This is a genomic window from Pseudoduganella sp. jia 9 (assembly GCF_055502615.1).
The window spans coordinates 15,902-41,408 of the sequence record NZ_JBUPWE010000003.1 but is presented as its reverse complement, the minus strand read 5'-3'; the positions used below and the strand labels follow the sequence as shown (position 1 = coordinate 41,408).

General features: G+C 67.2%; 17 protein-coding genes. 7 read left to right on the top strand and 10 right to left on the bottom strand.

Annotated features, from left to right (window positions below):
- Positions 1–53 precede the first annotated feature (53 nt).
- A complete protein-coding gene (locus tag ACY34H_RS03520; RefSeq protein ID WP_464976106.1) occupies positions 54–3,116 on the bottom strand; it encodes a TonB-dependent receptor in 3,063 nt (1,020 codons plus the stop codon).
- A gap of 251 nt (positions 3,117–3,367) precedes the next feature.
- Complete coding sequence (locus tag ACY34H_RS03515; RefSeq protein WP_464976105.1) at positions 3,368–3,631, bottom strand: hypothetical protein; 264 nt, start codon at positions 3,629–3,631, stop codon at positions 3,368–3,370.
- 62 nt (positions 3,632–3,693) lie between these two features.
- Between ACY34H_RS03515 and ACY34H_RS03510 the strand changes: the two genes are divergently transcribed.
- Together ACY34H_RS03510 and yghU are read left to right on the top strand one after the other, a co-directional pair.
- Positions 3,694–4,920 (top strand): ROK family transcriptional regulator, encoded by a 1,227-nt coding sequence (locus tag ACY34H_RS03510; protein WP_464976104.1) that lies wholly within the window; start codon positions 3,694–3,696, stop codon positions 4,918–4,920.
- 137 nt (positions 4,921–5,057) lie between these two features.
- Entirely contained in the window at positions 5,058–5,900 is an 843-nt protein-coding gene (gene yghU, locus ACY34H_RS03505) for a glutathione-dependent disulfide-bond oxidoreductase (protein WP_464976103.1), read from the top strand.
- A gap of 73 nt (positions 5,901–5,973) precedes the next feature.
- Here yghU and ACY34H_RS03500 read toward each other — a convergent pair whose 3' ends face one another.
- Both ACY34H_RS03500 and ACY34H_RS03495 read right to left on the bottom strand, forming a co-directional pair.
- The gene (locus ACY34H_RS03500) at positions 5,974–6,693 is read right to left on the bottom strand and encodes a PEP-CTERM sorting domain-containing protein (protein ID WP_464976102.1); all 720 of its coding nucleotides are present in this window, start codon (positions 6,691–6,693) and stop codon (positions 5,974–5,976) included.
- Between the two features lie 74 nt (positions 6,694–6,767).
- Positions 6,768–10,505 (bottom strand): SdrD B-like domain-containing protein, encoded by a 3,738-nt coding sequence (locus ACY34H_RS03495; protein ID WP_464976101.1) that lies wholly within the window; start codon positions 10,503–10,505, stop codon positions 6,768–6,770.
- A gap of 353 nt (positions 10,506–10,858) precedes the next feature.
- On the opposite strand from ACY34H_RS03495, the gene ACY34H_RS03490 reads away from it, so the two are divergent.
- Positions 10,859–11,428, top strand: a complete 570-nt coding sequence (locus tag ACY34H_RS03490; protein WP_464976100.1) for a hypothetical protein — start codon at positions 10,859–10,861, stop codon at positions 11,426–11,428.
- A gap of 88 nt (positions 11,429–11,516) precedes the next feature.
- On the opposite strand, the gene ppk2 is transcribed toward ACY34H_RS03490, so the two are convergent.
- From ppk2 to ACY34H_RS03460, 6 genes are all read right to left on the bottom strand, one after another.
- A complete protein-coding gene (ppk2, locus tag ACY34H_RS03485; RefSeq protein WP_464976099.1) occupies positions 11,517–12,437 on the bottom strand; it encodes a polyphosphate kinase 2 in 921 nt (306 codons plus the stop codon).
- 42 nt (positions 12,438–12,479) lie between these two features.
- Positions 12,480–13,523 (bottom strand): patatin-like phospholipase family protein, encoded by a 1,044-nt coding sequence (locus ACY34H_RS03480; protein WP_464976098.1) that lies wholly within the window; start codon positions 13,521–13,523, stop codon positions 12,480–12,482.
- A gap of 151 nt (positions 13,524–13,674) precedes the next feature.
- Positions 13,675–15,006 (bottom strand): MFS transporter, encoded by a 1,332-nt coding sequence (locus tag ACY34H_RS03475; protein WP_464976097.1) that lies wholly within the window; start codon positions 15,004–15,006, stop codon positions 13,675–13,677.
- A gap of 329 nt (positions 15,007–15,335) precedes the next feature.
- On the bottom strand, positions 15,336–16,616 hold the full coding sequence (locus tag ACY34H_RS03470) for an ABC transporter substrate-binding protein (protein WP_464976096.1): 1,281 nt from the start codon (positions 16,614–16,616) through the stop codon (positions 15,336–15,338).
- A gap of 13 nt (positions 16,617–16,629) precedes the next feature.
- Positions 16,630–18,036, bottom strand: a complete 1,407-nt coding sequence (locus ACY34H_RS03465) for a sensor histidine kinase (RefSeq protein WP_464976095.1) — start codon at positions 18,034–18,036, stop codon at positions 16,630–16,632.
- A 1-nt stretch (position 18,037) separates the two neighbouring features.
- Complete coding sequence (locus ACY34H_RS03460; protein WP_464976094.1) at positions 18,038–18,727, bottom strand: response regulator transcription factor; 690 nt, start codon at positions 18,725–18,727, stop codon at positions 18,038–18,040.
- A 182-nt stretch (positions 18,728–18,909) separates the two neighbouring features.
- Between ACY34H_RS03460 and ACY34H_RS03455 the strand changes: the two genes are divergently transcribed.
- The 4 genes from ACY34H_RS03455 to ACY34H_RS03440 all read left to right on the top strand — a co-directional run bounded on the left by ACY34H_RS03455 (position 18,910) and on the right by ACY34H_RS03440 (position 25,505).
- A complete protein-coding gene (locus ACY34H_RS03455) occupies positions 18,910–19,785 on the top strand; it encodes a DeoR/GlpR family DNA-binding transcription regulator (RefSeq protein WP_464976093.1) in 876 nt (291 codons plus the stop codon).
- A gap of 113 nt (positions 19,786–19,898) precedes the next feature.
- Positions 19,899–22,589: a TonB-dependent receptor plug domain-containing protein gene (locus ACY34H_RS03450; RefSeq protein ID WP_464976092.1), complete on the top strand. Its 2,691-nt coding sequence runs from the start codon at positions 19,899–19,901 to the stop codon at positions 22,587–22,589.
- Between the two features lie 28 nt (positions 22,590–22,617).
- Entirely contained in the window at positions 22,618–24,261 is a 1,644-nt protein-coding gene (locus ACY34H_RS03445; protein ID WP_464976091.1) for an alpha-L-rhamnosidase-related protein, read from the top strand.
- On the top strand, positions 24,258–25,505 hold the full coding sequence (locus ACY34H_RS03440) for an MFS transporter (RefSeq protein WP_464976090.1): 1,248 nt from the start codon (positions 24,258–24,260) through the stop codon (positions 25,503–25,505). Before ACY34H_RS03445 ends, ACY34H_RS03440 begins: the two co-directional genes overlap by 4 nt.
- Positions 25,506–25,507 lie beyond the last annotated feature (2 nt).

Genomic DNA, 25,507 nt, shown 5'->3' with positions numbered 1-25,507 from the left:
GCCTGGTGCGAAGTGCCGGCCCGGCCACTTCGCGGATGCCGCCCTTGACTACATCAGAACTTGTAGCGCGCGCCGAGCATGTAGCGCGGTCCGCCCTGCGTGGCCGACAGCACCATGTTCTTGTTGCGGCCATGCACGCGCTGCGTTTCGTCGTTCAGGTTGATGCCTTCGAACTGCAGCGTCAGGTTCTTGGTCAGGTTGTAGCCGATCGACAGGTCGACCTGGCCATACGGCTCGACGTACTGCGGGTTCGGGCCCGCCTGGTCGGTGACCGAGGACAGGAACTCGTCGCGCCAGTTGTACGCGGCACGGATCGACCAGCGGTCGTTCTCGAAGATACCGATCACGTTGGCCGAATCCGACAGGCCGACCAGCGCGAACTGGTTGCCCGAGCCGGCGTTGTCGAAGGCCAGGTTCGACTTCACGTACGTGTAGTTGGCCTGGACGCCGAAGCCGCTTGTGCCGAACATGTGCTGCCAGTTGACTTCCGCGCCTTTCACGTTGGCCGACTTCTCGTTGACGAACGACGTGATCTGGTACTGCACGGCCGGATTGCCGGGGATGCCCGAGATCGTGCCGGTGGCGTTGCCGGCCGCGTTGTCCGCGCCCTGCACCACGCCCGGCTGGCCGTTGAAGTTGCGGAAGATGTAGTTGCGGATGCAGGTGGTGTCGGTGTTGATGCAGCCCGACGCCAGCGCCGCGTTCCAGTAGGCGCCGCCCACCGGCGTCGTCACGGTCGGCGACGCTTCCATGTTCACGCTCTGGCCGGCGTAGTTCGACAGGGACTTGTGGAACAGGCCCAGCGAAATCGTGCTTTGCGGCGAGTAGTACCACTCCGCCGACAGGTCCAGGTTCTTCGACTTGACCGGTTCCAGCGCCGGGTTGCCGCGCGTGCCGGTGCCGTAGTTGATGTTGCCGGTCGGGTTGATGTTGGTGCCGCCCTGGATCTGGTCGTAGCGCGGACGGCCGATCGTGTGGCCATAGCTGGCACGGACCTTGAAGTCGTCACGCACGTTCATGTCCCAGTCCAGGCTCGGCAGGATGTGGTGGTACTTGCCGGTCAGGCTGGTGAAGTCCTTGCCCGAGAAGACGAACGGCAGTTCGTTCTGCGCCACCCAGTTCACGCCCGACACGGTCTGCGACAGCGCGGTCGATTGCACGTCGGTCTTCTCGTAGCGGAAGCCGATACCGGTGTGCATCGGCATCGCCGTATCCCACTCGGTGTTCAGCTGGAAGTACAGCGCGCGGCTCTTCTCCGTGGTGCGGCGGTCGTAGTCCGGATTGGCCAGGCTCGGCAGATACAGCGCCGGCTTGCCGGTGGCGTCCGACACCCGCTGGCGCATCGCCGCGAAGTCGAACAGGTGGATCTGCTGGAACATGGCCGGGTTGTCGTGGCCGCCCAGCTTGTCGAAGTACTGCGACAGCGTGTCGGGACGGAACATCGATTGCGGATAGTCCGCCGGCGAAGTGGCGCCGCCCCACGAATCGCTCTGCACCTGCTGGAATGCCGAGCGGTTCTTCACGTTGGTCAGCGACAGGCCGAAGTTCAGTTCCGAGGTTTCCCACAGTTTCAGGCGGCCGCCGGCCTGGGCCTGGTCGATTTCCATCTTCTGGTAGCCGTCCTGGAACCAGGAGCCGGAAACCTGCATCGGCGCGCGGTTGAAGTCGGCGCCCTCGATCGACAGCACCGGCATTTCGTTATCGAACAGCACGCGCGTGTTGCCGCGGCTGAAGCTGACAGTGGCAAGGTCGTTGTTGGAGCCGAACGGGCTGTCCTTCTGCGACACGGCGGTGGAGTGGTGCGCGTCGAACGTCAGGCGCAGGTCCGGCGTCGCGCGCCATTGCGTGTTGAAGCCGATCGACTTGTTCTCGGACTTGGTGGCGAAGTCGCCGCCGTTCATCGCGATATCCTGGTTGGCCACGTTCTCCTGGTAGAAGATCGGCGCCGCCACCGGACCGTCGGTCCAGCTGGAAACCGATGGGCCGTGGTTGAACCAGGCCGACAGCTCGTGGTACTTGGTCTGCACCTTGTTCAGCGAGTAGGTGTAGTCCAGCGTCGAGGTCAGGTCCTTGTTCGGGCGGAACTGGAACGTCAGCTGGCCGTTGGTGCGCTGGCGCTGCGAACCGCGCATGAAGTACGAGATGTTCTGCGGTACGGAATAGACGTCGCTGCCGTCCGGGCGGTTGGTGATGTTCTCCGAGCCGGGCTGGCCGGGCAGGGGGATCACGCCGGTGACGCCGGTCTGCGTGGCGGTGTACGGACCCTTCCAGCCGTTGGTGATCTGCGCCTGGTTCACGCCCAGGTTGCGTTCCTGGTAGCTGGCGCTGACCGAGACGCCGAACTTGCCGTCGCCCCAGGTGGTGCTGTAGATGCCCGAGACTTCCGGCGTGTAGGAACGCTTCGCCGCGTCTTCCTGCGGCAGGTTGTCGTTCGAGGTGTCATAGACCACCTTGCCGCCGATGCTGGCCATGTTGCCCAGTTCCAGCGGGCGCGCCGTCATGATGTTCAGCGTCGCGCCGATGCCGCCCGGCGGCGTGTCGGCGCGCGAGCTCTTGTAGACCTGGATCTGCGACACGGCTTCCGAGGCCAGGTTCGAGAAGTCGAACGCACGGCCGGCCAGGTCGCCCAGGTTGGAGGTCGGCATCTGGCGGCCGTTCAGCAGCACCATGTTCAGGTCCGGACCGACGCCGCGCACGGTAACCTGCGCGCCTTCGCCGCGGTTGCGGTCGATCGACACGCCGGAAATGCGCTGCAGCGATTCGGCCAGGTTGGTATCGGGGAATTTGCCGATATCGTCGGCGACGATGCCGTCGACGATACCGTCGGAGTTGCGCTTCAGGTTCAGCGTCGACTGCATCGAGGCGCGGATGCCCTTGACGACGACGGTGGCTGGTGCGCTCGGGTCGGCGACGTTGCCGGCCACATTGCTGGCGGCTTCCTGGGCCGACGGTCCCGTGGCGGCCTGGGCTACTGCCGGGGCTGCCTGGGTGGCGTCCTGTGCGAATGCCGGCGCCATCAGCGTGGCGCAAGCCCCGGCGACGGCGATGGCGATCAGGCGGTGCGTGGTATTGGGGAAAGCATTGAGTTCCATGGAACCCTTGGATCTGTACAGCACGGTGTCTCCTCTCTGATGTGGAACGACGCGCCCGGGGCAAGGGTGCGACGTCATTGGTCCTGCCAAATTCACATGTCCCTGCGTTCCGATCACCGCGGGACTTCAGCGCGCCGCATGCTGTCTTTGCAGCATTGCCGGCTGGCGGAATTTACACAAGAGTAAGAAAATTGACGTAATTGGTCAATCGGGCGAACAAATAAAATTGTGTCCGGAATGCGAAAAAAACCCTGTCGGAGCAGGGATTTACGTCATCATTCGGTCATACGTACCTTACGTAATACGATGGAAAACGGTTTCCAAGAAATCGTTTTCACAGCAAAATCAACGACTTCTGGAAACGTGTCCATCAGCAACAAAAAAACGCGGCCAGCTGTGCTGACGCGCTCATCGAACTTTTGCCGCCGCCGAATCCGTTGCAAAATCTTCACAGCCTGAGGCAAAAAACCAACGTTCGATGGAAACGTCTCCACCAACGGCTTGCGCGGCACCGAACGCGCAGCGGATTGAGCGGGCATTTTTTGGCATCGGCGCCGCCGGTGCTGCATAATCCGCCCACTGCAATCGACCCAGATCCGCCATGCCCGTTACCGGTGACCAGCAACTCCTGAAACAACTGAACCGGATGGCGCTGGTGCGCCAGGTGAGCGTGCAACCCGGCCTGTCGCGCGCGGCGCTGTCGGACGAACTGCGGCTGACCAAGTCCACCGTCAGCCAGCTGGTGCGCGAGCTGATGGACGAGGGCTGGCTCACCGAGAGCGCGCTGCTGGTGACGGGCGAAGTGGGGCGCCGCGCCACCCCGCTGCACCTGGACCCTGGCCGGCTGGCGCTGATCGGCGCGGAAGTGGGTGTCGACGAAGCCCGCGTGCTGGCCACCAACCTGCTGGGCGAAGTGCTCGACGCGCGCGTCATCGATTACGACGATGCGCACGACGCGGCTTCGTGCATCCGGCTGGCGGCACAGGCGATGGTGCGGCAGGCGCGCCGCCTCGCGCGCCCGTCCACCGCTGGCGGCGCGCGGCAGGTGCTGGGCGTGGGCATCGGCCTGCATGGCGCCGTCGACGAGAACACCGGCATGCTGCGCCACGCGCCCCACCTGGGCTGGCGCAACGTGGACGTGCGCGCCCAGGTCGAGGCGCACTTCGCGGGTACCGTGCTGCAAGGGCGGCCGCTGTACATGCAGAACGAGGCCAACGTGGCCGCGCTGGCCGAGCTCGAGTTTTCCCGCGAGACGGCCGGCGATCCGCTGATCTACCTGTCGATCAGCTACGGCGTCGGTGCCGGCATCATCGTCAGCGACCGGCTGCTGACCGGCATGCACGGTTTCGGCGGCGAAGTCGGCCATGCGATCCTGCAGGCCGACGGCCCACCGTGCACCTGCGGGCGCCGCGGCTGCGCCGATGCCCTGATCGGCCTGGCGGCGCTGCTGGGCGACGAGCGGCCCAGCTACGCGGCGCTGGAACGGCTGTACAAGCGGGTGGCCGACAATGTCCCGTCGACCTGTGCCACCGTCGCGGCGGCCGGGCGCCAGCTGGGTATCCTGCTGAACAACCTGTGGGCCGGTTTCGATCCGATGGCGATCGTCATCGGCGGCCCCGCGCTGCGCCTCGGCGACGCGCTGACCGGGCCGGCGCGGCAGGTCCTCGCCGGCTATGCGGAAGCGGCGATGCTGACACCGCCCGAGATCCGCACTTCGCACTTTGGCGCCGACGCCGTCGCCGTCGGCGCCGCGGCACTGGCGCGCTACCGGCTCACGCGTCCGCTCGACCTGCAGACGCTGGAGCGCAGCGCCGGGCGGGCCGCGTAGAGCAAGCGCGCAGGCCGGGCGGCGCCGGATGCGGGCCCGCCGTACGCATTTTTCGCAACCATGCCAAACTAGCGGTCCCTGCGCCGCGCGGCCGCCCTCGGCCGGCGCGGCCATGACCCGTACAGGAGATACAACGCATGAGTGACAACCCGAAATACGTGCCCCCGGCCGTGTGGACGCCGCCCGCGGCATCCGGCGGCACCTTTGCCAGCATCAACCGGCCGGTGGCCGGCGCCACCCACGACCGCGAGCTGCCGGTCGGCAAACACCCGCTGCAACTGTATTCGCTGGGCACGCCGAACGGCCAGAAAGTCACGATCCTGCTCGAAGAACTGCTGGCGCTGGGCCACGCGGGCGCCGAGTACGACGCGTGGCTGGTGCGCATCGGCGACGGCGAGCAGTTCGGCAGCGGCTTCGTCGACATCAATCCCAATTCGAAGATCCCGGCGCTGCTTGACCGCAGCGGAGAAACGCCGCTGCGCGTGTTCGAATCCGGCTCGATCCTGGTCTACCTGGCCGAGAAATTCGGCGCCTTCCTGCCGACCGAAATCCGGGCGCGCACGGAAACGCTGAACTGGCTGTTCTGGCAGATGGGCTCGGCTCCCTTCGTCGGCGGCGGCTTCGGCCATTTCTTCGCGTATGCGCCGGAGAAGCTGCAATACCCGATCGACCGCTACGCGATGGAAGCGAAGCGCCAGCTCGATGTGCTGGACCGCCAGCTGGCCGGCCACCGCTTCGTGTCCGGCGACGAGTACACGATCGCCGACATGGCGATCTGGCCGTGGTACGGTTTGCTGGTGCTGGGCGATCTGTATGGCGCCGGCGAGTTCCTGTCGGTGCACGAATACACCAATGTGCGGCGCTGGGCGGACGAGGTGGCGGCGCGCCCGGCGGTGGCACGCGGTCGGCGCGTGAACCGGCTGCAGGGCCCGCCGGAACAGCAGGTGCCGGAACGGCACGACGCGGCCGACCTGGATTGAGGCTGGCGATGCAATGAACAACGGGCGCCGCGGCGCCCGTTGTGTTTTCCGCCCGCGGCGGGGCGGGCAGCGATCAGCGCTTCGAGCGGCGGCGCGCGGTGAAGCCGACCAGGGCCAGGCCCAGGCCCAGCATGGCGTAGGTCGACGGTTCCGGTACCGGCGTGGCCACCACGATGGTTTGCGAACCCGTCATCGTGTACTGCGTGAAGCTGTACGCCTGCTCGACCGGATTGGTGGCAACGCTCGACCACGAGATCATTTCCGCAGCCGTGTTCAGGATGCCCTGGAATTCCGGCTTGTTCTGGGACCAGCTGGAGGTCGTGTCATTCCATTTGAATGCCAGCGTACCATCCTTGAGGTTGCCGTTGTCGTTGTTCAGTTCCCACAGCGCCAGCTGGAAGCTCAGGCTGTCCTGCTTTGCATCCAGCGTGGTGCCGGTGATGTCGCCGTAATAGTGGGAGTACAGGCGCGCGATGGCTGACTGGCGCACGACGGCGTCGTCCTTGCCGGCCGCGAACGTGAAGGCGCCAGTGGCCTTGTAGTCGGCGGTTTTAAAAGCCAGCGGCGTGCCCGGCTCGACGCACAGCGCCAGGAAGACCTTGCCGTTCGCGTCGGCCACGTCCCAGCTCTGAACCGACATGCCGCTGGCGGGAGCGGTATAGCTGGACGTCGCGCGCAGCGTTGCGATGTGGTGGGTATCGACCTGGCCAGCGGCGAGGCCGGCAGCGCCGGCGGTGGAGAAGAGGGCGGCGCCCAGGGCGATTGCGGACAGTTTCAGGGTGATGTTATTCATGGTGTTCTCGTTGTTGTTCAATGGTGCCGGCTGCATGCCGGCACATGTGGTATGTGCTGCGCGCGGCGTGTGGCTTAAGCGATGGTGGCGGTCGCGGTCTGGCCGATCAGCTGGGCCATGTTGGCCGCATCGATGCCGGCAGCCGCGGCGTCGGCCGCGTCGACGCTGAAGTACACGTCGGTCATCGACACTTCCCGGCCATTCACGACGGCGCTGCTGCGTTCCAGGTGCAGGTTGCCGTTGGCATCGACGAACGGCAGTTCCTCGAACGACACCGCCAGCGAGGTGACGCCGGCCTGCGCCAGCGAGACCAGCTCGCCCGCATCGGTGACGCCGTTGCCGTTGGCGTCCCGCCACAGCGTCAGCGCGCCGAACTGCGCATCGTCCGCCGTCACGAAACCGTCGCCGTTGCTGTCGAACGATGCCAGTTTCGCGAAGCCGCTGCCCTTGCTGGCGCCGCCGAACAGTTCGGCGATGCTGTCGATCCGGCCGTTGCCGTTCGCATCGATCGCCAGGAAGGCGTCGCCGGACGACAGCCAGCCCGACTTGACCGCGCTGCCGGTGCCCAGCAGGTCGAAGCTGCCGGCGAAGTCGCCGCGGGCGATCGTCTGGATGCCGTTGCCGTCCAGGTCGATGGCGATCGGCGTGATCGCCGCATCCCAGCTGCGGTCGTTCTCGCCGGACGACAGGAACGTGGCATCGGTCTGGGTCAGGTTGGTCTTGCTGACGCCGTCGCCCTTGACATCGCTGTCGACCTGGTCGTTCTTGCCGGTATTCTGCGCACCCCATTTCCAGTCGTTCATCGCATAGGTCAGGCCCTTGGAATCGGTGAACTTCACGTTGGCCTTGTCGAACTTCAGGTAGTAGCTGCCCGGATCGAGGTTGCTGAACAGGTAGCTGCCGCTGCTGTCGGTGGTGGTGACGGCCAGCTGCTTGCTGGTCGCGGCATCGAACAGCATGACCTTGATCTTGCCGACGCCTTCCTCGCCCTTGTCCTGCACGCCGTTGTGGTTCGCGTCACGCCACACCTTGTCGCCGATGCTGGCCTTGCGGTACAGGCCAGCGTCCACGTCGGTCTTCATCTGGCCGGCGGCCAGCTTGAACACGCCGCTGCCCGCCACGTTCGACGAACCGGCCAGGTTGGCAAAGTCCGAATCGGCCGTGTCCGAACCCACGTTCGCCCTGGTCGTGTAGTAGCCGTTCGGACGCGTCACTTCGACGCTGTACGAACCGGCGGCCAGCTTGTCGAAGGCGTAGCTGCCGTCCGACGCCGTGACCGTGGTGGCCTTCAGCTTGTGGCTGGCGTCGTACAGCTTGACGGTCACGCCGCCGATGCCGCACTCGTTCTTGTCCTGCACGCCGTCGAAATCGCTGTCTTCCCAGACGGTGCTGCGGATGCTGGTCTGCGTCAGGCCCGCGTCGAGCGTCTTCACCGCTTCGCCGGCCTTCACCGTCACGGTGCCCAGGTTGCCCCTGGCGTCGGCGTTGCTGTCGTAGCTGCCATTCGTGGCGTACTGCTTGGTGATGCCATAGCCGTCCGGCGTCTTCATGCTGACGCTGTAGGTGCCGGCCGCCACGTTGAACTTGTAGTTGCCGTTGGCATCGGTCTTCGTGGTGGCGACCACGTCGCCGCTGGCATCGGTCAGCGTCAGGACCACGTTGGCCACGCCGCATTCGCCGCTGTCCTGGATGCCGTCGGCATCGCTGTCCAGCCAGACGCGGTCGCCGATGCTGCCCATCTGCGCCACGCCGGCGTCGATGCTGGTGTTGTTTTCGCCGGAAGCCAGCGTCACCTTCTGCGACATGCCCTTGGCGTCGACGTCGGAATCGCGCGCATCGTCCGAACCCGCGTTCTGTTTCGTTACCGTGTAGCCGGACGGCAGTGCCGAGGTGTCGAACTTCACGCTGTAGGTGCCGGGTTTCAGGCCCGTGAATGCGTAGTCGCCGCTGGCATTGGTCGTGGTGGAGGCGATCGACTTGCCGCTGGCGTCCAGCAGCGTGACCTTGGCGCCCTTGATGCCGCTTTCGCCGGCCTCCTGGATGCCGTCGCCATCGCAGTCGTACCATACCTTGCTGCCCAGCGAGGCGGAGCGGTAGACGCCCGCATCGGCCGGATCGACCGTGGTGTTGGCCTGCACGGTGAACGTGCCGGACTTGCCGCTGGCATTGACGTCGCTGTCGAGCGCATCGTTGCTGCCGGTATTCTGGCTGGTGAACGTGTAGCTGGCAGGCTTCGTCACTTCGACAGAGTAGTTGCCAACCGCCGTGGTGAAGGTGTAGTTGCCCTTGCTGTCGGTGGTCGTTGAGGCGACCTTGTTGCCCTTTGCGTCGATCAGCGAGACGGTGGCGCCGGCCACGCCGGTTTCGCCGCTGTCCTGCAGGCCGTTGGCATTGCGGTCTTCCCAGACGGTGCTGGCGATCTTGCCAAGCTGCATATTGGCCGGCGCCTCGAACACCGCGTTCTCGCCGGATGCCAGCGTTACCTGTTCGGTGCTGCCGCTGCCGGCGGCGAACTTCACGCCTTCGGGCAGCGTGGCGGCATCGAACTTCAGGCTGTAGGTGCCCGGTTTCAGGTCGCCGAACGTGTAGTGGCCATCGGCATCGGTGCGTGCGGTGGCGACGACGTTGCCGTTCGCGTCGAGCAGCGACACGGCGACATTGCCGATGCCGCTTTCGCCCGCGTCGAGCGTGCCGTCGCTGTCGGCGTCGTTCCAGACGGTGCTCGAGATGCTGGCGTAGCGGTACAGGCCGGCGTCGGCGCTGTCGTAAACGTCGCCCTTGGCCACGGTGATGCCGCCGGTCAGGCCGCTGGCATCGATGTCGCTGTCCACGGCGCTGTCGGAACCCACGTTCTTGCCGGTCGCGATGTAGCCCTTTGGCGCGGTGATCGCCACGGTGTAGGTGCCGGTGCCGATCGAGAAGCTGTACTGGCCGTCGGCGTCGGTGGTGGTCGTCAGTACCACATTGCCACTGGCGTCGCGCAGGTCCACGCTGACATTGGCGATGCCCGCTTCGCCGGCATCCTGGATGCCGTTGCCGTTGTTGTCTTCCCAGACCGTGTCGCCGATCTTGGCCAGCGTCGGTGCGCCGCTGCCCGGATTGCCCGGTTCTTCGGGTTCCGTAATCTCCGGCATCGGCACCTTGAACGACAGGTAGTTCGTGTTCACGCTGGTGTCCTGCGCGCCGGTTCCGGTCATGCCGCCGTTGTCGCGCACGTGGAAGCCCATCTCGACGATACCGCCCGAGGTGCCGCCAGGCACGAACGACAGCTTGCCCGCGGCGATGTCGGCGGCGGAAATCTCGGTGCCTTTCGTAACGGCTTTGCCATCAAGCAGGATCTTGCCGTCGGCCGGCAGGGACTCGACGAGGATGGACTGGAACGCATCGCCTTCGACTGCGTCCTTGAAGCCGAAATCATCGGTGCCCAGCACCACCGGATCGTGGTTGGGCAGGTCGAAGTCGCGGTCAGCACCAGTCGGCGCGTCGTTGACCGGGTCGATCACCACGCGCAGTTCCAGAGACAGGTAGTTGCCGTCATTGTCTTCCACCATGAACTGGAAGGTGGTGAACTCGCCGTTGTAATGTTCTTTCCAGTCGCCCGGCCGCACGTAGATCTTGTCAGTGCCGACCAGCCCCAGCAGGGGCGTGTCGCCCCATACGGTTTCTCCGTCGGGCAGGTCGGTCGAGATGTCGATGACCGCGAGGGTGCTCGATGCCACATAGCCGGCATCCTTGAGGATGTCGTGCAGGGAGAGGTTGACGGACGTGTCTTCATCGACGTGAATGGTGCTGAAAAGTGCTAAATCGCTCATGCAGTGTGTGCTCCAATGCCAGCCTGCGCATCTGTTGGATGTCGTGGCGGACGGGGTTGTCCTGGGATGCGGTACAGGTGCTTGGTACAGCTTCTGCAGGGGAAGTGCGGGGCGGATATTTTGATGCCGCTCAGCTATTTATGTTGTTCATTGTATAGCAGTTTGATCAATTTAGTAACAACTGTCAATAAAAGTTTGTTAACTGCAATGACTTTCTGTTCCGCCAGTAGAAAACTGTTGCGTCCAGGACGAAAGAGCACTGCACGCGGCGGCGTTCCATGGGGGAGTAGACATGCCTTGACGAACTGTCATGCCGCCGTCATCATTCGCCCCTTTACCTGTCGAGCGAATCCATGGCCCTTCTGACCGTTACCGAAGCCGCGCGCCTGGCGCGGCGCAGCCGCGCTTCCATTTACCGCGACCTGGAAAAAGGCCGGCTGGACAAGGTATTCACGGCCGACGGCGCGCTGAAGATCGATTCGGCCGCACTGGCACGCGCTTACGGCGAAATCGGCCGGCGCGAAGAGCACGGTGCGCCGGGCGCGTCGCCGGCGGCAACCGACAAGGCGATCCAGGCCGTGCTGCGCCAGGTCGACGGCGCGGCAGGCGGGGAAGGGCAGGGCGGCGAGGCGATGGAAATGGCGGTCCTGCGCGAGCGGCTGGCCGCCTGCGAGCACCGCATCGCATTGCTGGAGCGGATCGCCCAGCTGGAAAAGGCCGCACGGCAGGCGGCCGACGTGACGTGGCGCGCACGCCTGCAGGGCAAGGAAGAGGTGATCAGTGCGCTGACGATGGCGCTGGCACGGCCGGAACCGCAGGTGCACGCACAGTCGCAGCTGCCGACTTTGCCGAACCTGCCGCGCGCCGACGACTGGCCGACCTGGCACCATACGCCGGGCGGCGAGAAGCGCGCGATCAACTAGCCGTCGCCGGCATCGGGCGGACGGCCGGTCGCGGCGCTGCCGCACCGTCGCGGTCGCGCTGGCCGCGATCCTGCCGCGGGATGAATCCTCAGTAAATTTCCGGCACGATGATCTCGGCCGGCACCGGCCGGCGCACGTAGTCCTCGTGGTATTCGCGCTCGGGCAGCGCGATCGCCGGCCGTTCCACTTCCTCGTAGGGGATCTGTGCCAGCAGGTGGGCGATGCAGTTCAGCCGCGCCTTTTTCTTGTCCACGCCCTGCACGACCCACCACGGTGCTTCCGGGATGTGGGTGCGCTCCAGCATGATTTCCTTCGCCTTCGTGTATTCCTCCCAGCGGCGGCGCGACTCCAGGTCCATCGGCGACAGCTTCCACTGCTTCAGCGGATCGTGGATGCGCGACAGGAAGCGGGCATTCTGTTCCTCGTCCGAGATCGAGAACCAGTACTTCATCAGCTGGATGCCGGAACGCGCCAGCATGCGCTCGAACTCCGGCACGGTCTGGAAGAACTCCTCGTACTCTTCATCGGTGCAGAAACCCATCACCCGTTCCACGCCGGCGCGGTTGTACCAGCTGCGGTCGAACAGCACGATCTCGCCCGCCGCGGGCAGGTGGCAGACATAGCGCTGGAAGTACCACTGCGTGCGTTCGCGGTCGTTCGGTGCCGGCAGGGCGGCCACGCGGCACACGCGCGGGTTCAGGCGCTGGGCGATGCGCTTGATGACGCCGCCCTTGCCGGCCGCGTCGCGGCCCTCGAACAGGATGACCACGCGGTGGCCCGTGTGCACCACCCAGTCCTGCAGTTTCACGAGTTCGGCCTGCAGCCGGAACAGCTCGCGGAAGTAGGCGCGGCGCGCCTCCCTTTCCTCGTCGCTGCGCCCGCCCTGCGGCAGCAGCGTGTCGGGATCGAGATCGCGGTCGTCCAGTTCCAGTTCCAGCTCCTCGTCGTAGCTGTCGGCGATGTCGCGCTGCACGCGATGAATGACGTCCTGCGGATTGTTCTGCAACATTCGGTACTCCGGCTACATGGTAATGGTGCCGCAGTCTACGGATCAAACGTGACAGGCCGATGACGCGCGGTGTTCGGCGACGACGTCGGCGGCGAAGATGCGCGCCGGGTCGAGCGTCGTCCTGTGACCCAGGTCGTGTCCGTGCTCGCGCAGCCATTGTTCGGCGGCCGCCACGCCGAGTCCATGCAGCTTTTCCAGGAAACCCGGCTCGGAATTGAATTTGCTTGAGAAGCCGTAGTCCATCAGCGTATCCAGTCCGCTGATCAGGTGCAGGCGGGTCGCTTCGGCGGCGATGCGCGCCGCCCGTTCCTCGTCGGCGAGGTGCTGTGTGTAATACAGCGAGCTGATTTCGCGCATGAACGCGATATTGAAGGCGATCTCGTTCGAGCGGTTGGCGATGTCGGCCTGGCTGCGCGGCAGTTCGCTCCGGGCAATCGGGTTGATCTGCACGACGATCACGTCGCGCGCCGGCCGTTCGAGCAGCGGAAACAGCGGCGGGTTGGCGACATAGCTGCCGTCCCAGTAGAGTTCGCCTTCGATTTCCACCCCGGCGAACACGGTGGGCAGGCAGGCGGAGGCGATCACCCTCTGCACGTCGAGCTCCCTGCGCGTGAAGATCTTGCCGGTACCGGTGCGCACATTCGTCGCGCCGATGAACAGTTCGAATTCCTCGCAGCCGCGCACCCGCTCGAAGTTGATCATCGTCGACAGGAACTGTTTCAACGGATTGATGGTGAGCGGCAGGTTCGTCACCGGGCCGATGATGGCCCCCATCATTTCCATCAGGTGATAGGCGGGTGTGTGCGCCATGTCCCAGCGGCCGGTCAGGCGATCGACGGGCGAACGCTGCAATGGGCTCATCAGCGATACCTGGCCCAGCGTGGTCCAGAAGCGGCGCAGCGCGGCCTGTGCGCCGCGCCGGCCGCCGCCGAAGGCAAAACCGTCGGCGGTGACCGCGGCATTGATGGCGCCGGCGCTGCTGCCGGTGAGTGCATCGAACTCCAGATGCTCTTCGTCGAGCAGCCGGTCAAGCACGCCCCAGGTAAAGGCGCCGTAGGTGCCGCCGCCCTGCAGGGCGAGGCTCACTGTTTTTTTCGTGGCGATCAACAATTGCATTCCCCTTCGATGTGGCTGGGCCAAGGAAGGCCCTTGCCGGTACTGTAGGGGGTTTCGCGAATCTCCGGCGCTACGGATCAGCCGGCGGCGCGCGCATTGCGCGCCGCCGGCATGGCCAGTGTCAGGCCGGCTTCGCGGTGCCTCGTGATCCGGCATGCACCAGCAGGATCGCCAGGCCGGCAATGGCCGCCGGAATGCCGAGGATCGCGATCACGGCCGAGAAGCCCCAGCCCATCGACAGCAGCACGCCGCCCAGGAACGAGCCGAGGATGCTGCCGAAGCGGCCGATGCCCAGCATCCAGCTGACACCGGTGGCGCGCACCGCCGTCGGGTAGCAGGCCGGTGCGAAGGCGGTCATGCCGGTCTGCGCGCCATTCATGCAGAAGCCGGCCAGCATCACAAAGGCGGTAAACATCGCCGAGTGGATGTCGCTGGCGGCCAGCGCCAGGATGAAGACGGCGCCGCCGCCATAGGCCAGCCCGATCACGCGGTTGGCGCGCCAGCGGTCCATGTAGAAGCCGACGACCAGCGCGCCCAGCGTGCCGCCCAGCTGGAACAGCGCGGTCAGGCTGGCGGCCCGCTCGATCGGCAGGCCGGCATCGCGGATCAGCGTCGGCAGCCAGCCGCCCAGCAGGTAGATCACCAGCAGGCCCATGAAATACGTGGTCCACAGCGACAGCGTCATCGATTTATAGGTGGGCGAGACCAGCGTGGCCACCGGATGGCCGGTCGCCACCGGCGGTTCGCTGACGTGGAAACGGGTCGTGTCGGAGAACTCGCCGCCGCACACGCGGCGCAGCGTCCGCGCGATCTTGTCCGACGCCACTTTGCGCACTACCATGAAGCGCGCCGATTCCGGCAGCAGCCAGATATAGAAAGGCAGGCACAGCAGCGGAATCGCGCCTCCCATCAGCAGCAGCGCGCGCCAGCCGTACGATGGCAGCAAGGCCGCGGCGGCAAAGCCGATCAGCGCCGAGCCCAGGTTGAAGCCGGTAAACATCACGGCCAGCAGCGTGCTGCGCGAGCGCTCCGGCACGTACTCGGACAGCAGCGTGGTGCAGCACGGCATCGCCGCGCCCAGGCCCAGCCCGGTCAGGAAGCGCAGCAGGCCGAGCACCACGATATTGTCCGCGGCCGCGCTCAGCAGGTTGAACAGGCCGAACAGCGCCACTGCGCCGAGCAGCATCCGCTTGCGGCCCCAGCGGTCCGACATGGGGCCGATGAACAGCGCGCCGATGGCCAGCCCGACCGGCGTGGCACTCATCGCCACGCCGAACGCGGTGCGTGAAATGCCCCATTCGCCGATGATGTCGGGGGCCAGGAAGCCCATGATCGCCACGTCCATGCCGTCGGTGGCGACGATGAGGAAGCAAAGGCCGAGCAGCAGCCACTGGTACCTGGACATGCTCCGGCCATTGATGTGGGCCCGGACGTCGAGCGCTTGATTTTCCATGCAGTCTCCTTGATGCGTACTGGTCGATCCCCGGGCGGCGCGGACGCTGCTTTGTTCGCTTCGATGCCCGCTTCGGGGCACGCAACGCTGTCGCCAGCCGGGTAAATACGGTCGCGGCTCCCGGCTTCCAGGATGAAAGTGACGGGAGGCGTCCGGCAACTATACTGAACGTTCGTTCGGTAGACAACCACTGGTGCGGTGACCGAACACATTTTGCACGGATGCCGAAGTTGCACCAGCATGCGGCGGTGGGCACAGCCGTGCCCGCCCTGGCGTCGGGCTCGCGCAGGCGCATCGTCGGGAAGGGTGATCCGGGGTGTGGCGGCGGATCAGCGCTTGGTTGCCGGCGGAGGGCTGGCCGCGGCGGCCAGCCGGGCCATCGCGTCGCGCGCGGTCATGCGGTCCTGGTGCCAGAACTGCTGCACCACGTCCCACATCGGCGCCACCGTGTGCGACGGATGGGCCATGCCGTGCGCGAGGCTGGGCAGCAGGGTGCCCCGTTTCGCGCTGTGCTGGAAATCCTGCCGGGCGCGGCGCGCGCAGGCATCGAAGCGGTCCAGCGGCACGTCGAGCCGGGCGGGAATGGAACCCTTGGCAAGGTTGAACGCCTGCTGGAACTCGCGGCCCATCACGGCGCGCGCCAGGTCGCGCTGCGCCGCCTTCTTGTCCGCGCTGACGTCGAACAGCACGATCGAATCGATGTCGAAGCTGAACGTATCGGCGGAGCCGGGCGTGGCGGTGCACAGGATGTCGATGCCGGGGCGCTTGCCGGCGGCCAGCATCTCCGCCTTGGCCCAGTCGCCCATGATCAGCATGCCGGCGGCGCCGCGGTTCAGCATGGCCGTCGCCGCCACCCAGTCGCGCCCCATGTTGCGCTGGTCCGTGTAGGACTTCAGCCGCTTGAAGGTTTCCAGGGTTTTCTCCATCGCCGGGCTGGCCAGGGCCGCGCGGTCCAGTTCCAGGAACGCCTTCTTGTAGAAATCCACGCCGCCCACGCCGATCGCCACGCTCTCGAACGTGCCCATGTCCAGCCAGGACTGGCCGCCGTAGGCCACCGGCGTGATGCCGATCCGGCGGATCGCCTCGGCGGCGGCAAAGAACTCGTCCCACGTGGCCGGCACTTTGGCGCCCGCCTTGCGCAGCACGTCGGCATTGATCCACAGCCAGTTTACGCGGTGCAGGTTGAGCGGCGCCGCCACGTAATGGCCGCGGTATTTCATCGTGTCGCTGATCAGCCGCGGCAGCAGCGCATCCCAGCGCTCGGCGCCGGCCACGTCGTCGAGGCCCGACAGCTTGCCCTTGCGGGCCCATTCCTGGATCGCCACGCCCTTGATCTGCGCGGCCGTCGGCGGGTTTCCCGAGCGTACGCGCGAATCGAGCATCAGCACGGCCAGTCCGCCGCCGCCGTCGGCGATGGCGAAGTCCTTCCATGTATGGCCGTTCGCGCGCAGCGTGGCTTTCAGCTGCGCCACGGCCTGCGCCTCGCCGCCGCTGGCCCAGAAATGCAGCACCTCCACTTCGCCGGCCTTCGCGCCGCAGGGCAGGGCGGCGTGCAGCAGGGCGAGCACTGCCGCCGCAAGGCGTGGCTTGCGTGGGGACAGGGCACTCATCGCGGCAGCGTGCTCATGGTTGCGGCTCGCGCGGCAGCCGGATCGTCACGCGCAGGCCGTGCGGTTCGGCGTCGCCCAGCGTCACGGTACCGTGGTGGCGCTCGATGATCTCGCGCACGATCGCCAGGCCCAGGCCGCAGCCGTCGCCGCCTTCGGTGGCACGCACGAAGCGTTCGAACACGCGCTCGCGGTCCGCGGCGGGAATGCCGGGTCCGTTGTCGTCGACGACGATCGCCACGGCGCCTTGCTCTTCCCTGATGCGCAGCGTCACTTCGGCGCCGCGGCCGCCATAGCGGATCGCATTGTCGACCAGGTTGGTCAGCGCTTCGCGCAGCAGCGCCGCGTTGGCATGGACCGGAATCTCGCCGGCAGGCGCATCCACGCCCAGGTCGACGCCGGCGCGCAGCGCGCGCGGCACCAGGTGCGCCGCCACTTCGCGCACGAAGCGGTGCAGGTCGAAGCGGGTCCGTTCCAGCGCCGCCGCGCCCGGCTCGGCGCGGGCCAGCGTCAGCAGCTGCGCCACCAGGTGGGCACTGCGCGTGGCGCTCTGGTGCACCATGTCCAGGCGGGTGCGCTGCACGTCGTCGCCGGCCGCTTCCAGGGCCAGCCTGGTCTGGCTTTTCAGGCCGGCCAGCGGCGTGCGCAGCTGGTGCGCCGCATCGGCGATGAAGCGCTGCTGCGCCCCCACGTGGTGGCGCACCGATGCCAGCAGATCGTTCAGCGCACCGGCCAGCGAGCGCAGTTCGATCGGCGCCAGGTCGAGTTTCAGGGGTGTCAGGTCGCCCGGGGCGCGGCTTTCCACCTCGCGGCGCAGCCGCGCCAGCGGCGCCAGCCCGGCGCGGATGCCGGCCCACACGATGACGCTCATCAGCAGGACCAGGCCGGACAGCGGCAGCAGCGTGTCGGCCAGGATGGCGCGCGCCAGCTCTTCGCGGTTGGCGCTGCTGCGCGCCACCTGCACCAGCATGGTTTGCTGCGGCGCGCTGATGTCGCCGAACGCCACGTACAGCGCGGCGATGCGCATCTGCTTCGGCGTGCCGCTGGGATCGGGCTGCGGCACCACTTCGCCGTCATAGAAATAAGGCGTGTCGAGCTTGCGTTCGATGCGCGCCGGCGGTGCCGGCAGGTTCTCGTTGCCCAGGATGAAGTGGCCGGGCGGCGTGCTCACCGTGTACATCAGCGGATCGTTCGGATCCGCTTCCAGCACATCCTGGGCAGCGCGCGGAAAATCGATCAGCAGGCCCTGTTCGATGGGTTTTACCTGCCGCAGCAGCGCCCGCGAAGCCTGCGCCAGGCTGGCGTCGATCGCGCGGTTCGCGTACGTGGCGGCCAGCCGGTAGGTGAGGAAGCCGCCCGCCACCCACAGCACCAGCTGCGGCAGCAGCAGCCAGAGCAGGAGTTTGCGGTGCAGCGAGACCATCTCAGGCGCGTGCCGCGCGGCTGTCCGCTTCGAGCAGGTAGCCCAGGCCGCGCACGGTGCGGATGTCCAGGCCGGAGCCTTCCAGCCGGCGCCGCAGGCGGTGGATGTACACCTCGATGGCGTTGCCGGCGCCGGTGCCGGTGCCGTCGCTGGCCCAGCTTTCGTTGATCTGTTCCTTCGTCACCACGTTGTCGCGGTTCACCAGCAGCAGTTCCAGCAGCGACCATTCGCGCGGGCTCAGTTCGACCGGTTCGCCGGCGATCGTGGCGCGCCGGGTGCGCAGGTCGAAAGCAAGCTTGCCGAAACCCAGTTCGGAATTGCCGCTGCCGGCGCTGACGCGGCGCAGCAGTGCCCGCACGCGGGCATCGAGCTCGGGGAAGTCGAACGGCTTGGTCATGTAGTCGTCGGCGCCGGCGTCGAGCCCGGCCACGCGGCTCTCCAGCGCATCCTGCGCCGTCAGCACGATGACCGGCATCTGCTGGTTGGTGGCGCGCACGTGGCGCAGCACGGTCAGGCCGTCGACCATCGGCAGGCCGAGATCGAGGATGGACAGGTCGAACGGCTGGCGCTGCAGCAGGTACTCGGCCACCGGGCCGTTCGGCGCGTGTTCGACGGTATAGCCCATGCCGCGCAGGTGGGCGCACAGCGCGTCGGCAAGGATCGGGTCGTCTTCGGCAAGCAGGATATGCATAAAAAGAGTTTAACAATAAATGAACGAAACGGCCACCTTGGCGTGGCACCGGGCTAAATGATCAATTTCTTGTAATGTTTCTTTAAGAGGTTTACGTAACATTAATGCGTGAGTATATTTGCTTACAAGACGTTAAGGTTCGCAAGAAAAACAGGCCGTCCACGGCCATAAAGGAGACTGCGATGGACCCGCGCTACCGCCACAAGCACCTGCTGCGCCTGCTCGCCGAGCATGGCGCGGCGCCCATTTCCCGGCTGGCCGAATGGCTCGGCGTGTCCGCCGCCACGGTGCGCCGCGACATCCGCCTGCTCGATACCGCGGGCCAGCTGTGCCGCACCCATGGCGGCGCGCGCCGCATCGACTCCGGCGCGGCCCAGGCTGCGGCGAGCCGGATGCCGGGGGCGGCCCGGGGCGACACTTTCCTCGATGCGGCACGCGCCAATGCCGGCAGCAAGCGGGCCATCGCGCGCCATGCCGCCGCACTGTGCGCCGACGGCGACACGTTGCTGATCGGCGGCGGCACCACCACGTTCCACCTGGCCGCCTATCTGGCGGAGCGGCGCATGCGCTTACTGACCAATTCGTTCGCCGTCGCCCGCGAACTGCTGGCTGCCGGCGAGAACGACGTAATCCTCACCGGCGGCAAGGTGTATCCCGCGCAGGGCATCATCCTCAGCCCGTTCGATACCGAGGCGGTGCAGTACTGCTACGCCGACCGGCTGTTCATGGGCGCGCACTGCCTGTCCGCGCTGGGCCTGATGGAAGCGGACGCGCTGCTGATCCAGGCCGGCCGCCGGCTGCTGCACCAGGCCCGCGACGTGGTCGTGCTGGCCGATTCCTCGAAGTTCGAGCGGCGCGGCGGCATGTTCCTGTGCGCGCTGGACCGCGTCGCCCGCGTCGTCACCGATACCGGTGCGCCGGACGCCGGCGTGCAGATGCTGGAGCGCGCCGGCGTGAAGGTCGACGTGGTTGCGCCGGATGCGCCGGCAGGCGGCGGCGAGGCGGCCTGCCGGCTCGCCGCCGCGCGTAACTGGACCAGCGCCAGCCCGCCGCACTGAGTACCCCAGGCGTCAGCACGATGCGCACGGCAGCCATGGCCGCGCGCGGGCACGGCTGCGCCCTGAAAACAGCAGTTCAACGCAGCACCCATACCAATTCAAGGAGACAGGCAATGCAACGACATTCCATTCACCGCGTTCCCGGCATGCGCATGACGCGGATCGCCCTGGCGACCTGCGGCCTCGCCGGAGCCATCGGCTCGGCCGCGGGCCAGCAGGCCGTGCAGCCCGAGAACGTGGTGACCGTGACCGGCACCAGCATCCGCGGCGTGGCCGCGGTAGGGTCGGACGTCACGACGATCCGCCGCGAGGATATCGCCGCCACCGGCGCCACGACCTCCACCGAACTGCTGCGCTCCGTGCCGGAGATGGGCAGTTTCAGCGCTTCCGGCATCAACAACGGCCAGAACCAGGCCAACTTCGTCGACCAGCCGGCCATCCATGGCATCGGCGTGGGCAACGGCGGCGGCGGCCTGACGCTGGTGCTGCTCGATGGCCACCGCCTGCCAGGCGCCGGCATCAACCAGACCGCGCCCGACGCCGGCGCGATTCCCACCTCGATCCTGGAGCGCGTGGAGGTGATGGCGGACGGCGGCTCGGCCATTTATGGCTCCGACGCCGTGGCCGGTGTCATCAACTTCGTGCCGCGCAAGAGTTTCGACGGCGCCGAGACAAAGCTGCGCTTCGGCAGTGCCGATGGCTACCGCACCAAGAACTTCAGCCACCTGATGGGACACAAGTGGGAGGGCGGCCATGCGCTGGCCGCCATCGAACGCTCGGAAAACACCGCGCTCGACGGCTTCGCCCGTCCGTACGCGGTCGCCGACCAGCGGCGCTGGGGCGGCGCCGACGCGCGCTCGACCAATTGCACGCCGGGTACGGCCACCGTCGGCGGCGTGAATTACCCGATCCTCGCCGGCGCTGCGCTGGTGCCGGGGGCGGCCACGCGCTGCGAGACCAACCGCGGCAACGACCTGTACCCCGCACAGCACCGCGACCAGGCCTATTTCAGCGTGCGCCAGGATGTCGGCGAGTCGGCCGAGCTGTATGCAAGCTTCCTGTACTCGGGGCGCCGGCTCGATTCGCGCGTCTCCGGCAGCGGCGTCACCAGCGGCGGCCTGTCGCTCGCCGTGCCGGCCGGCAGCCCCTTCCACCTGCCGCTGGCCGGTGCCGATGCGGGTGCTACGCAGTCGGTGACGTACAACCCGGCCGCGGACTTCGGTGCGGCGTTCACGAACCGCATCACCACCAACACGCGCAGCCTGGTGGCGGGCGCCAACGTGCAGTTGCCGAACGACTGGAGCGCCAAGGTCGAGTTCAACTACGGCATCGAGAAGGATGACGTCAACAACTTCGGCATCAACCAGGCGCTGGCGATCGCCGCGGCGGCCAACGGCACGTTCAACCCGACCGGCATCGGCGCGCAGACCAGCGCCGGCGTGCTGGGCCAGGTCGGCAATTTCGTCACGCGCTACAACGCGCGCCACACGCTGAAGGAAGCCCAGGTCAAGCTCGATGGCCCGCTGTTCCAGATGGGCGGCGGCAAGGCCAGGGCCGCGCTGGGCGCCGGCACGCGGCGCGAGGAAATGGAAGGCCTGACATCGGCCGGCCCCGTCGGCGGCGATTTCACCTCGGCGCCGTACACGTCGGTCGGTACCCGCGACGACGACTTCGTCTTCGGCGAGCTGTACTTCCCGGTGCTGGGCGAAGCGAATGCCGTCCCCGGTGTCAGGAAGCTCGACGTGTCGGTCGCCGCGCGCCATGACCGCTACAGCGACGTGGGCAGTACCACCAATCCCAAGGTGGGCGCCACCTGGACGGTCGCCGAAGGCGCCAAGGTGCGTTTCTCGGCCGGCCGCTCGTTCCATGCGCCGAGCCTGGCGGACGCGCCGAGCGCGATCGATACCCGCGCCATCCGCGCCGACTGCCTGCCCGGCCAGCACCTCGGCTGCGGCAGCGCCGGGCCGTCCGACTATGCCGTGTGGCTGGCCGGCGGCAACGACCTGAAGCCGGAGAAGGCCAATACCTACAGCATGGGCCTGGACCTCGGTCCCGAACTGCTGGGCGGCTTCAAGGTGGGCGTGACGTACTTCCGCATCGACTACAAGGATGTGATCACGTTCCCCACGTTCGGACCGCTGTTCAACCCGATCGGCGCGTATGACCGCTATCGCACGCTGCGTCCGGCCGGTGCCACCGACGCGCAATGGCGCTCCACCGTCGAACCGCTGCTGGCCGGCCTGCGCCACGATGGCCTGATCTACCCGGACGTGGGCCTGCCGCTGGCGATCTATGACCTGCGCCGCCAGAATTTCGCCGACGAGACGATCCAGGGCATCGACTACAACGTCGAATACCGCCTGCGCAACAGCGTCGGCCAGTGGAACTTCGGCATCGCCGGTACCCGCATGCTCAAGTTCGACCAGAACGTGCCGGGCGTGGCGGAAACCATCGAGCTGCTGAACACCAACTATTCGGTGCGCGACAAGGTGCGGCTCCAGGCCGGCCTGGTGCGCGGCGACTTCAGCGCCGCGCTGTTCGCCAACCATGTCGGCAGCTACCGCAACACCGGCATCACGCCGGTCCAGCGGGTGTCCAGCTTCAACACGGTGGACGGCCACTTCGCGTGGAAATTCCGGGATGGCGGCGTGCTCGGCAACACCACGCTGGCCATCGACGTGACGAACCTGTTCGACCGCAATCCGCCCGTGTATTACACCGGCGGGTCGATCCTCGGCTTCGATGCCGCCGCCGCCAACCCGCTGGGCCGCGTGATTTCCGCCAGCCTGAGCAAGCGCTGGTAACCCCGCTTTGCAACCACCGAGGAGACCAATGAAACCAAGTCCGGAACAGATTGCCCGCGCCAACGCGGCGGAAGAGGCACGCCGGGTCAACCTCCCGGCCGGCAAGCCGGTCGCGGCGTTCCTCGATACCGCGCAGGCCCTGGTGCCCGCCCTGGCCGAACGCGCGCTGCGGCCGGTCGCGCTGGTGCGGCCGGTGCCGCGCCCCGATCTGCCGCTGCGCCATGCGATGCAGCCGGTCGCGGACGGCGCGGCGCTCGACGGGCGCGACTGGCCGGAAGGAAGCAGCTTCATCGTCGACTTCGGCGAGCACATGACGGGCTACCTGTCGTTTCGCGCGGTGCCGGCCGGCAGCGTGGCGGACAGCCCGGTGCGCCTGCGCCTCACGTTCGGCGAAGTGCCGACCGACGTGGCCGAGCCGCTGTATCCGTACACGGGCTGGATCAGCGCGGCCTGGCTGCCGGAGGAAATCGTCACGGTCGACGACCTGCCGGCCGCGTTCCGGGTGGCGCGCCGGCACGCGTTCCGCTACGTGAAGGTCGAGGTGCTGGCCGCGTCGCGCCGCTTCGGCGTACGATTCGAGGCGATGACGGCGCACGCCGTCACGTCCGCCCGCACGGAACCGGCGCCGCTGCCGGCGGAGTATCCGGAATGGATCCGCCAGGTCGACCTCGTGGCGCAGCGTACACTGCGCGACTGCCTGCAGACGGCGTTCGAGGACGGCCCGCGGCGTGACCGGCGGCTGTGGGTGGGCGACCTGCGGCTGCAGGCGCTGGCCAGCTATGTGACGCTGCGCGCCGACGGCGTCGTCAAGCGCTGCCTGTACCTGTTCGCCGGCCTGCCGCGCTCCGACGGCCTGGTAAACGGCTGCGTGTACGAACGCCCCGAACCCACCTACGGGGATACCACCACGCTCGACTACGCCGCGCTGTTCTGCGTGACCTTGCAGGAATACGTGGAAGCGACCGGCGATGTGGCCTGCGGGCGCGAACTGTGGCCGGTGGCGCGCCGCCAGGTCGACTGCCTGCTGGCCCGGCTCGACGACACGCTGCTGTTCCACGACAGCGGCGAAACATGGTGCTTCATCGACTGGGCTTACGGGCTCGATAAAAGCGCGGCCACGCATGGCGTCATCGTCTTTGCGTTGCGGCGCATGCTGGCGCTGGCCGAACGGCTCGGATGCGCCGGGGAGGTTGCCCACTACGGCCCGCTGGTCGACGGCATGTCGGCCGCCGCCCGCGCGCAGTTGTTCGACGCCGGCCGCGGCGTCTACACCAGCGGGCCGGAACAGCAGGTGTCGTGCGCGGCGCAGGCGTGGCTCGTGCTGGCGGGGATTCCGGAATCGCGCGACGTTGCGCAGGCGGCATTGCGCAATGCGCTGGCTGATCCGGCAGCACTGCGGCCCATCACGCCGTATGCCTATCACTACATTGCCGAGGCGATGCTGGCCTGCGGCATGGACGGCGAAGCGCTCGACCTGGTGCGTGCCTACTGGGGCGCGATGCTCGATGCCGGCGCCGACACGTTCTGGGAAGCGTTCGACCCGGCCGATCCGCTGGCCTCTCCGTATGGCGACATCCACGCCAACAGCTATTGCCACGCGTGGAGCTGCTCGCCCGCGTGGCTGTTCCGGGCCCGCGGCCTGGGCCGGCCGGCGGCGGGGGAGGCGGCATGAAAGTCGAGACGATTCCCGTGCCGCGGCTGCGCGACCTGCCTCGCCCGGCATGGCGGGTGGCGATCCTGGCCGGCATGGCCTCCTACCTGGATGCCGCCGCGATCATCACGAGCGGCGCTGCGCTGGTGCTGTACAAGGACCGCTTCGGGCTGTCGCTGGCGAACATCGGACAGCTGTCGGCAGTGCTGACGGCGCTGTTCGCCATCGGCGCGCTGGTCGGCGGGCGGCTGGGCGACCGCTTCGGCCGGCGCCGCGTGTTCACCACCACGATGCTCGGGCTGGCGCTTGGCACGGCCATGCTGGCGTTCGCGCCGTCGCTGGCGGTGCTGTGCGCCGGCACGGTGATCGTGGGTTTCTGCATCGGCGCGGACCTGCCGGTGTCGATGGCGATGATCGCCGAGGAAGCGCCGCCCGGCTTCAAGGGCCGGCTGATCGCCTTTTCGCACGTACTGTGGATGGCGGCGATCGGCACTACCTACGTGCTGCAGATCTTCGTCGGCGGCCTCGGCGAACTGGGCGGGCGGATCATGTGGGCGCATGTGCTGGCGGTGGCGCTGCTGGTGCTGGCGCTGCGCGCCACGCTGCCGGAATCCGGCGAATGGTCGCGGGCGCGCGCCGATGCGGATGCACACCGGCTCGACGCCGGCAGCATCCGGGAGCTGTTCGGGCGCCGCTTCGCCGGCCCGTTCATGGCGCTGGCGCTGTTCTACGGCGTGTTCAACCTGGCCGCGAACACCGGCGGCCAGTTCGGCACGCTGCTGTATACCGAGGTGGCCGGAACTTCCGTTTCCACCGCGGGGCTGGTCAATACCGCACAGCTGGCGGTGTCGTTCGGCAGCGCGATCCTGTTCATGCGCATTGTCGACCTGCCGTCGCGGATGACGTGGTTCGTGCTCGGCGGCGTGCTGGCGGTGGCCGGGCAGCTGATGCCGGTCGTGTTCGGCGTCAACGTGTTCTCGCTGGCGGCCTGGCAGATCCTGCAGGGCGTCGGCGGCGCGTTTGCCGGCGAGTCGATGTGGAAGGTGTGGAGCCAGGAACTGTTTCCCACCCTGCTGCGTTCCACGGCCCAGGGTGCGACCACGTTCTTCACGCGCATGCTGGCCGCCGTGGCCGCGCTGGGCACGCCGCTGCTGATCGAGAGCGGCCCGGCCACGCTGTTCATGACGCTGACGGTGGCGGTGGGCTTTACCACGGCACTGGGCTGGTTTTATATTCGCAGGCTGCCGGCGGCGGCCCTGCATTGACT

Bases quoted from the DNA above. Each gene is read 5' to 3' on its own strand.
- ACY34H_RS03515 (WP_464976105.1), bottom strand. From the start codon at position 3,631: ATGCCCGCTCAATCCGCTGCGCGTTCGGTGCCGCGCAAGCCGTTGGTG.
- ACY34H_RS03510 (WP_464976104.1), top strand. From the start codon at position 3,694: ATGCCCGTTACCGGTGACCAGCAACTCCTGAAACAACTGAACCGGATG.
- yghU (WP_464976103.1), top strand. From the start codon at position 5,058: ATGAGTGACAACCCGAAATACGTGCCCCCGGCCGTGTGGACGCCGCCC.
- ACY34H_RS03500 (WP_464976102.1), bottom strand. From the start codon at position 6,693: ATGAATAACATCACCCTGAAACTGTCCGCAATCGCCCTGGGCGCCGCC.
- ACY34H_RS03495 (WP_464976101.1), bottom strand. From the start codon at position 10,505: ATGAGCGATTTAGCACTTTTCAGCACCATTCACGTCGATGAAGACACG.
- ACY34H_RS03490 (WP_464976100.1), top strand. From the start codon at position 10,859: ATGGCCCTTCTGACCGTTACCGAAGCCGCGCGCCTGGCGCGGCGCAGC.
- ppk2 (WP_464976099.1), bottom strand. From the start codon at position 12,437: ATGTTGCAGAACAATCCGCAGGACGTCATTCATCGCGTGCAGCGCGAC.
- ACY34H_RS03475 (WP_464976097.1), bottom strand. From the start codon at position 15,006: ATGGAAAATCAAGCGCTCGACGTCCGGGCCCACATCAATGGCCGGAGC.
- ACY34H_RS03470 (WP_464976096.1), bottom strand. From the start codon at position 16,616: ATGAGTGCCCTGTCCCCACGCAAGCCACGCCTTGCGGCGGCAGTGCTC.
- ACY34H_RS03465 (WP_464976095.1), bottom strand. From the start codon at position 18,036: ATGGTCTCGCTGCACCGCAAACTCCTGCTCTGGCTGCTGCTGCCGCAG.
- ACY34H_RS03460 (WP_464976094.1), bottom strand. From the start codon at position 18,727: ATGCATATCCTGCTTGCCGAAGACGACCCGATCCTTGCCGACGCGCTG.
- ACY34H_RS03455 (WP_464976093.1), top strand. From the start codon at position 18,910: ATGGACCCGCGCTACCGCCACAAGCACCTGCTGCGCCTGCTCGCCGAG.
- ACY34H_RS03450 (WP_464976092.1), top strand. From the start codon at position 19,899: ATGCAACGACATTCCATTCACCGCGTTCCCGGCATGCGCATGACGCGG.
- ACY34H_RS03445 (WP_464976091.1), top strand. From the start codon at position 22,618: ATGAAACCAAGTCCGGAACAGATTGCCCGCGCCAACGCGGCGGAAGAG.
- ACY34H_RS03440 (WP_464976090.1), top strand. From the start codon at position 24,258: ATGAAAGTCGAGACGATTCCCGTGCCGCGGCTGCGCGACCTGCCTCGC.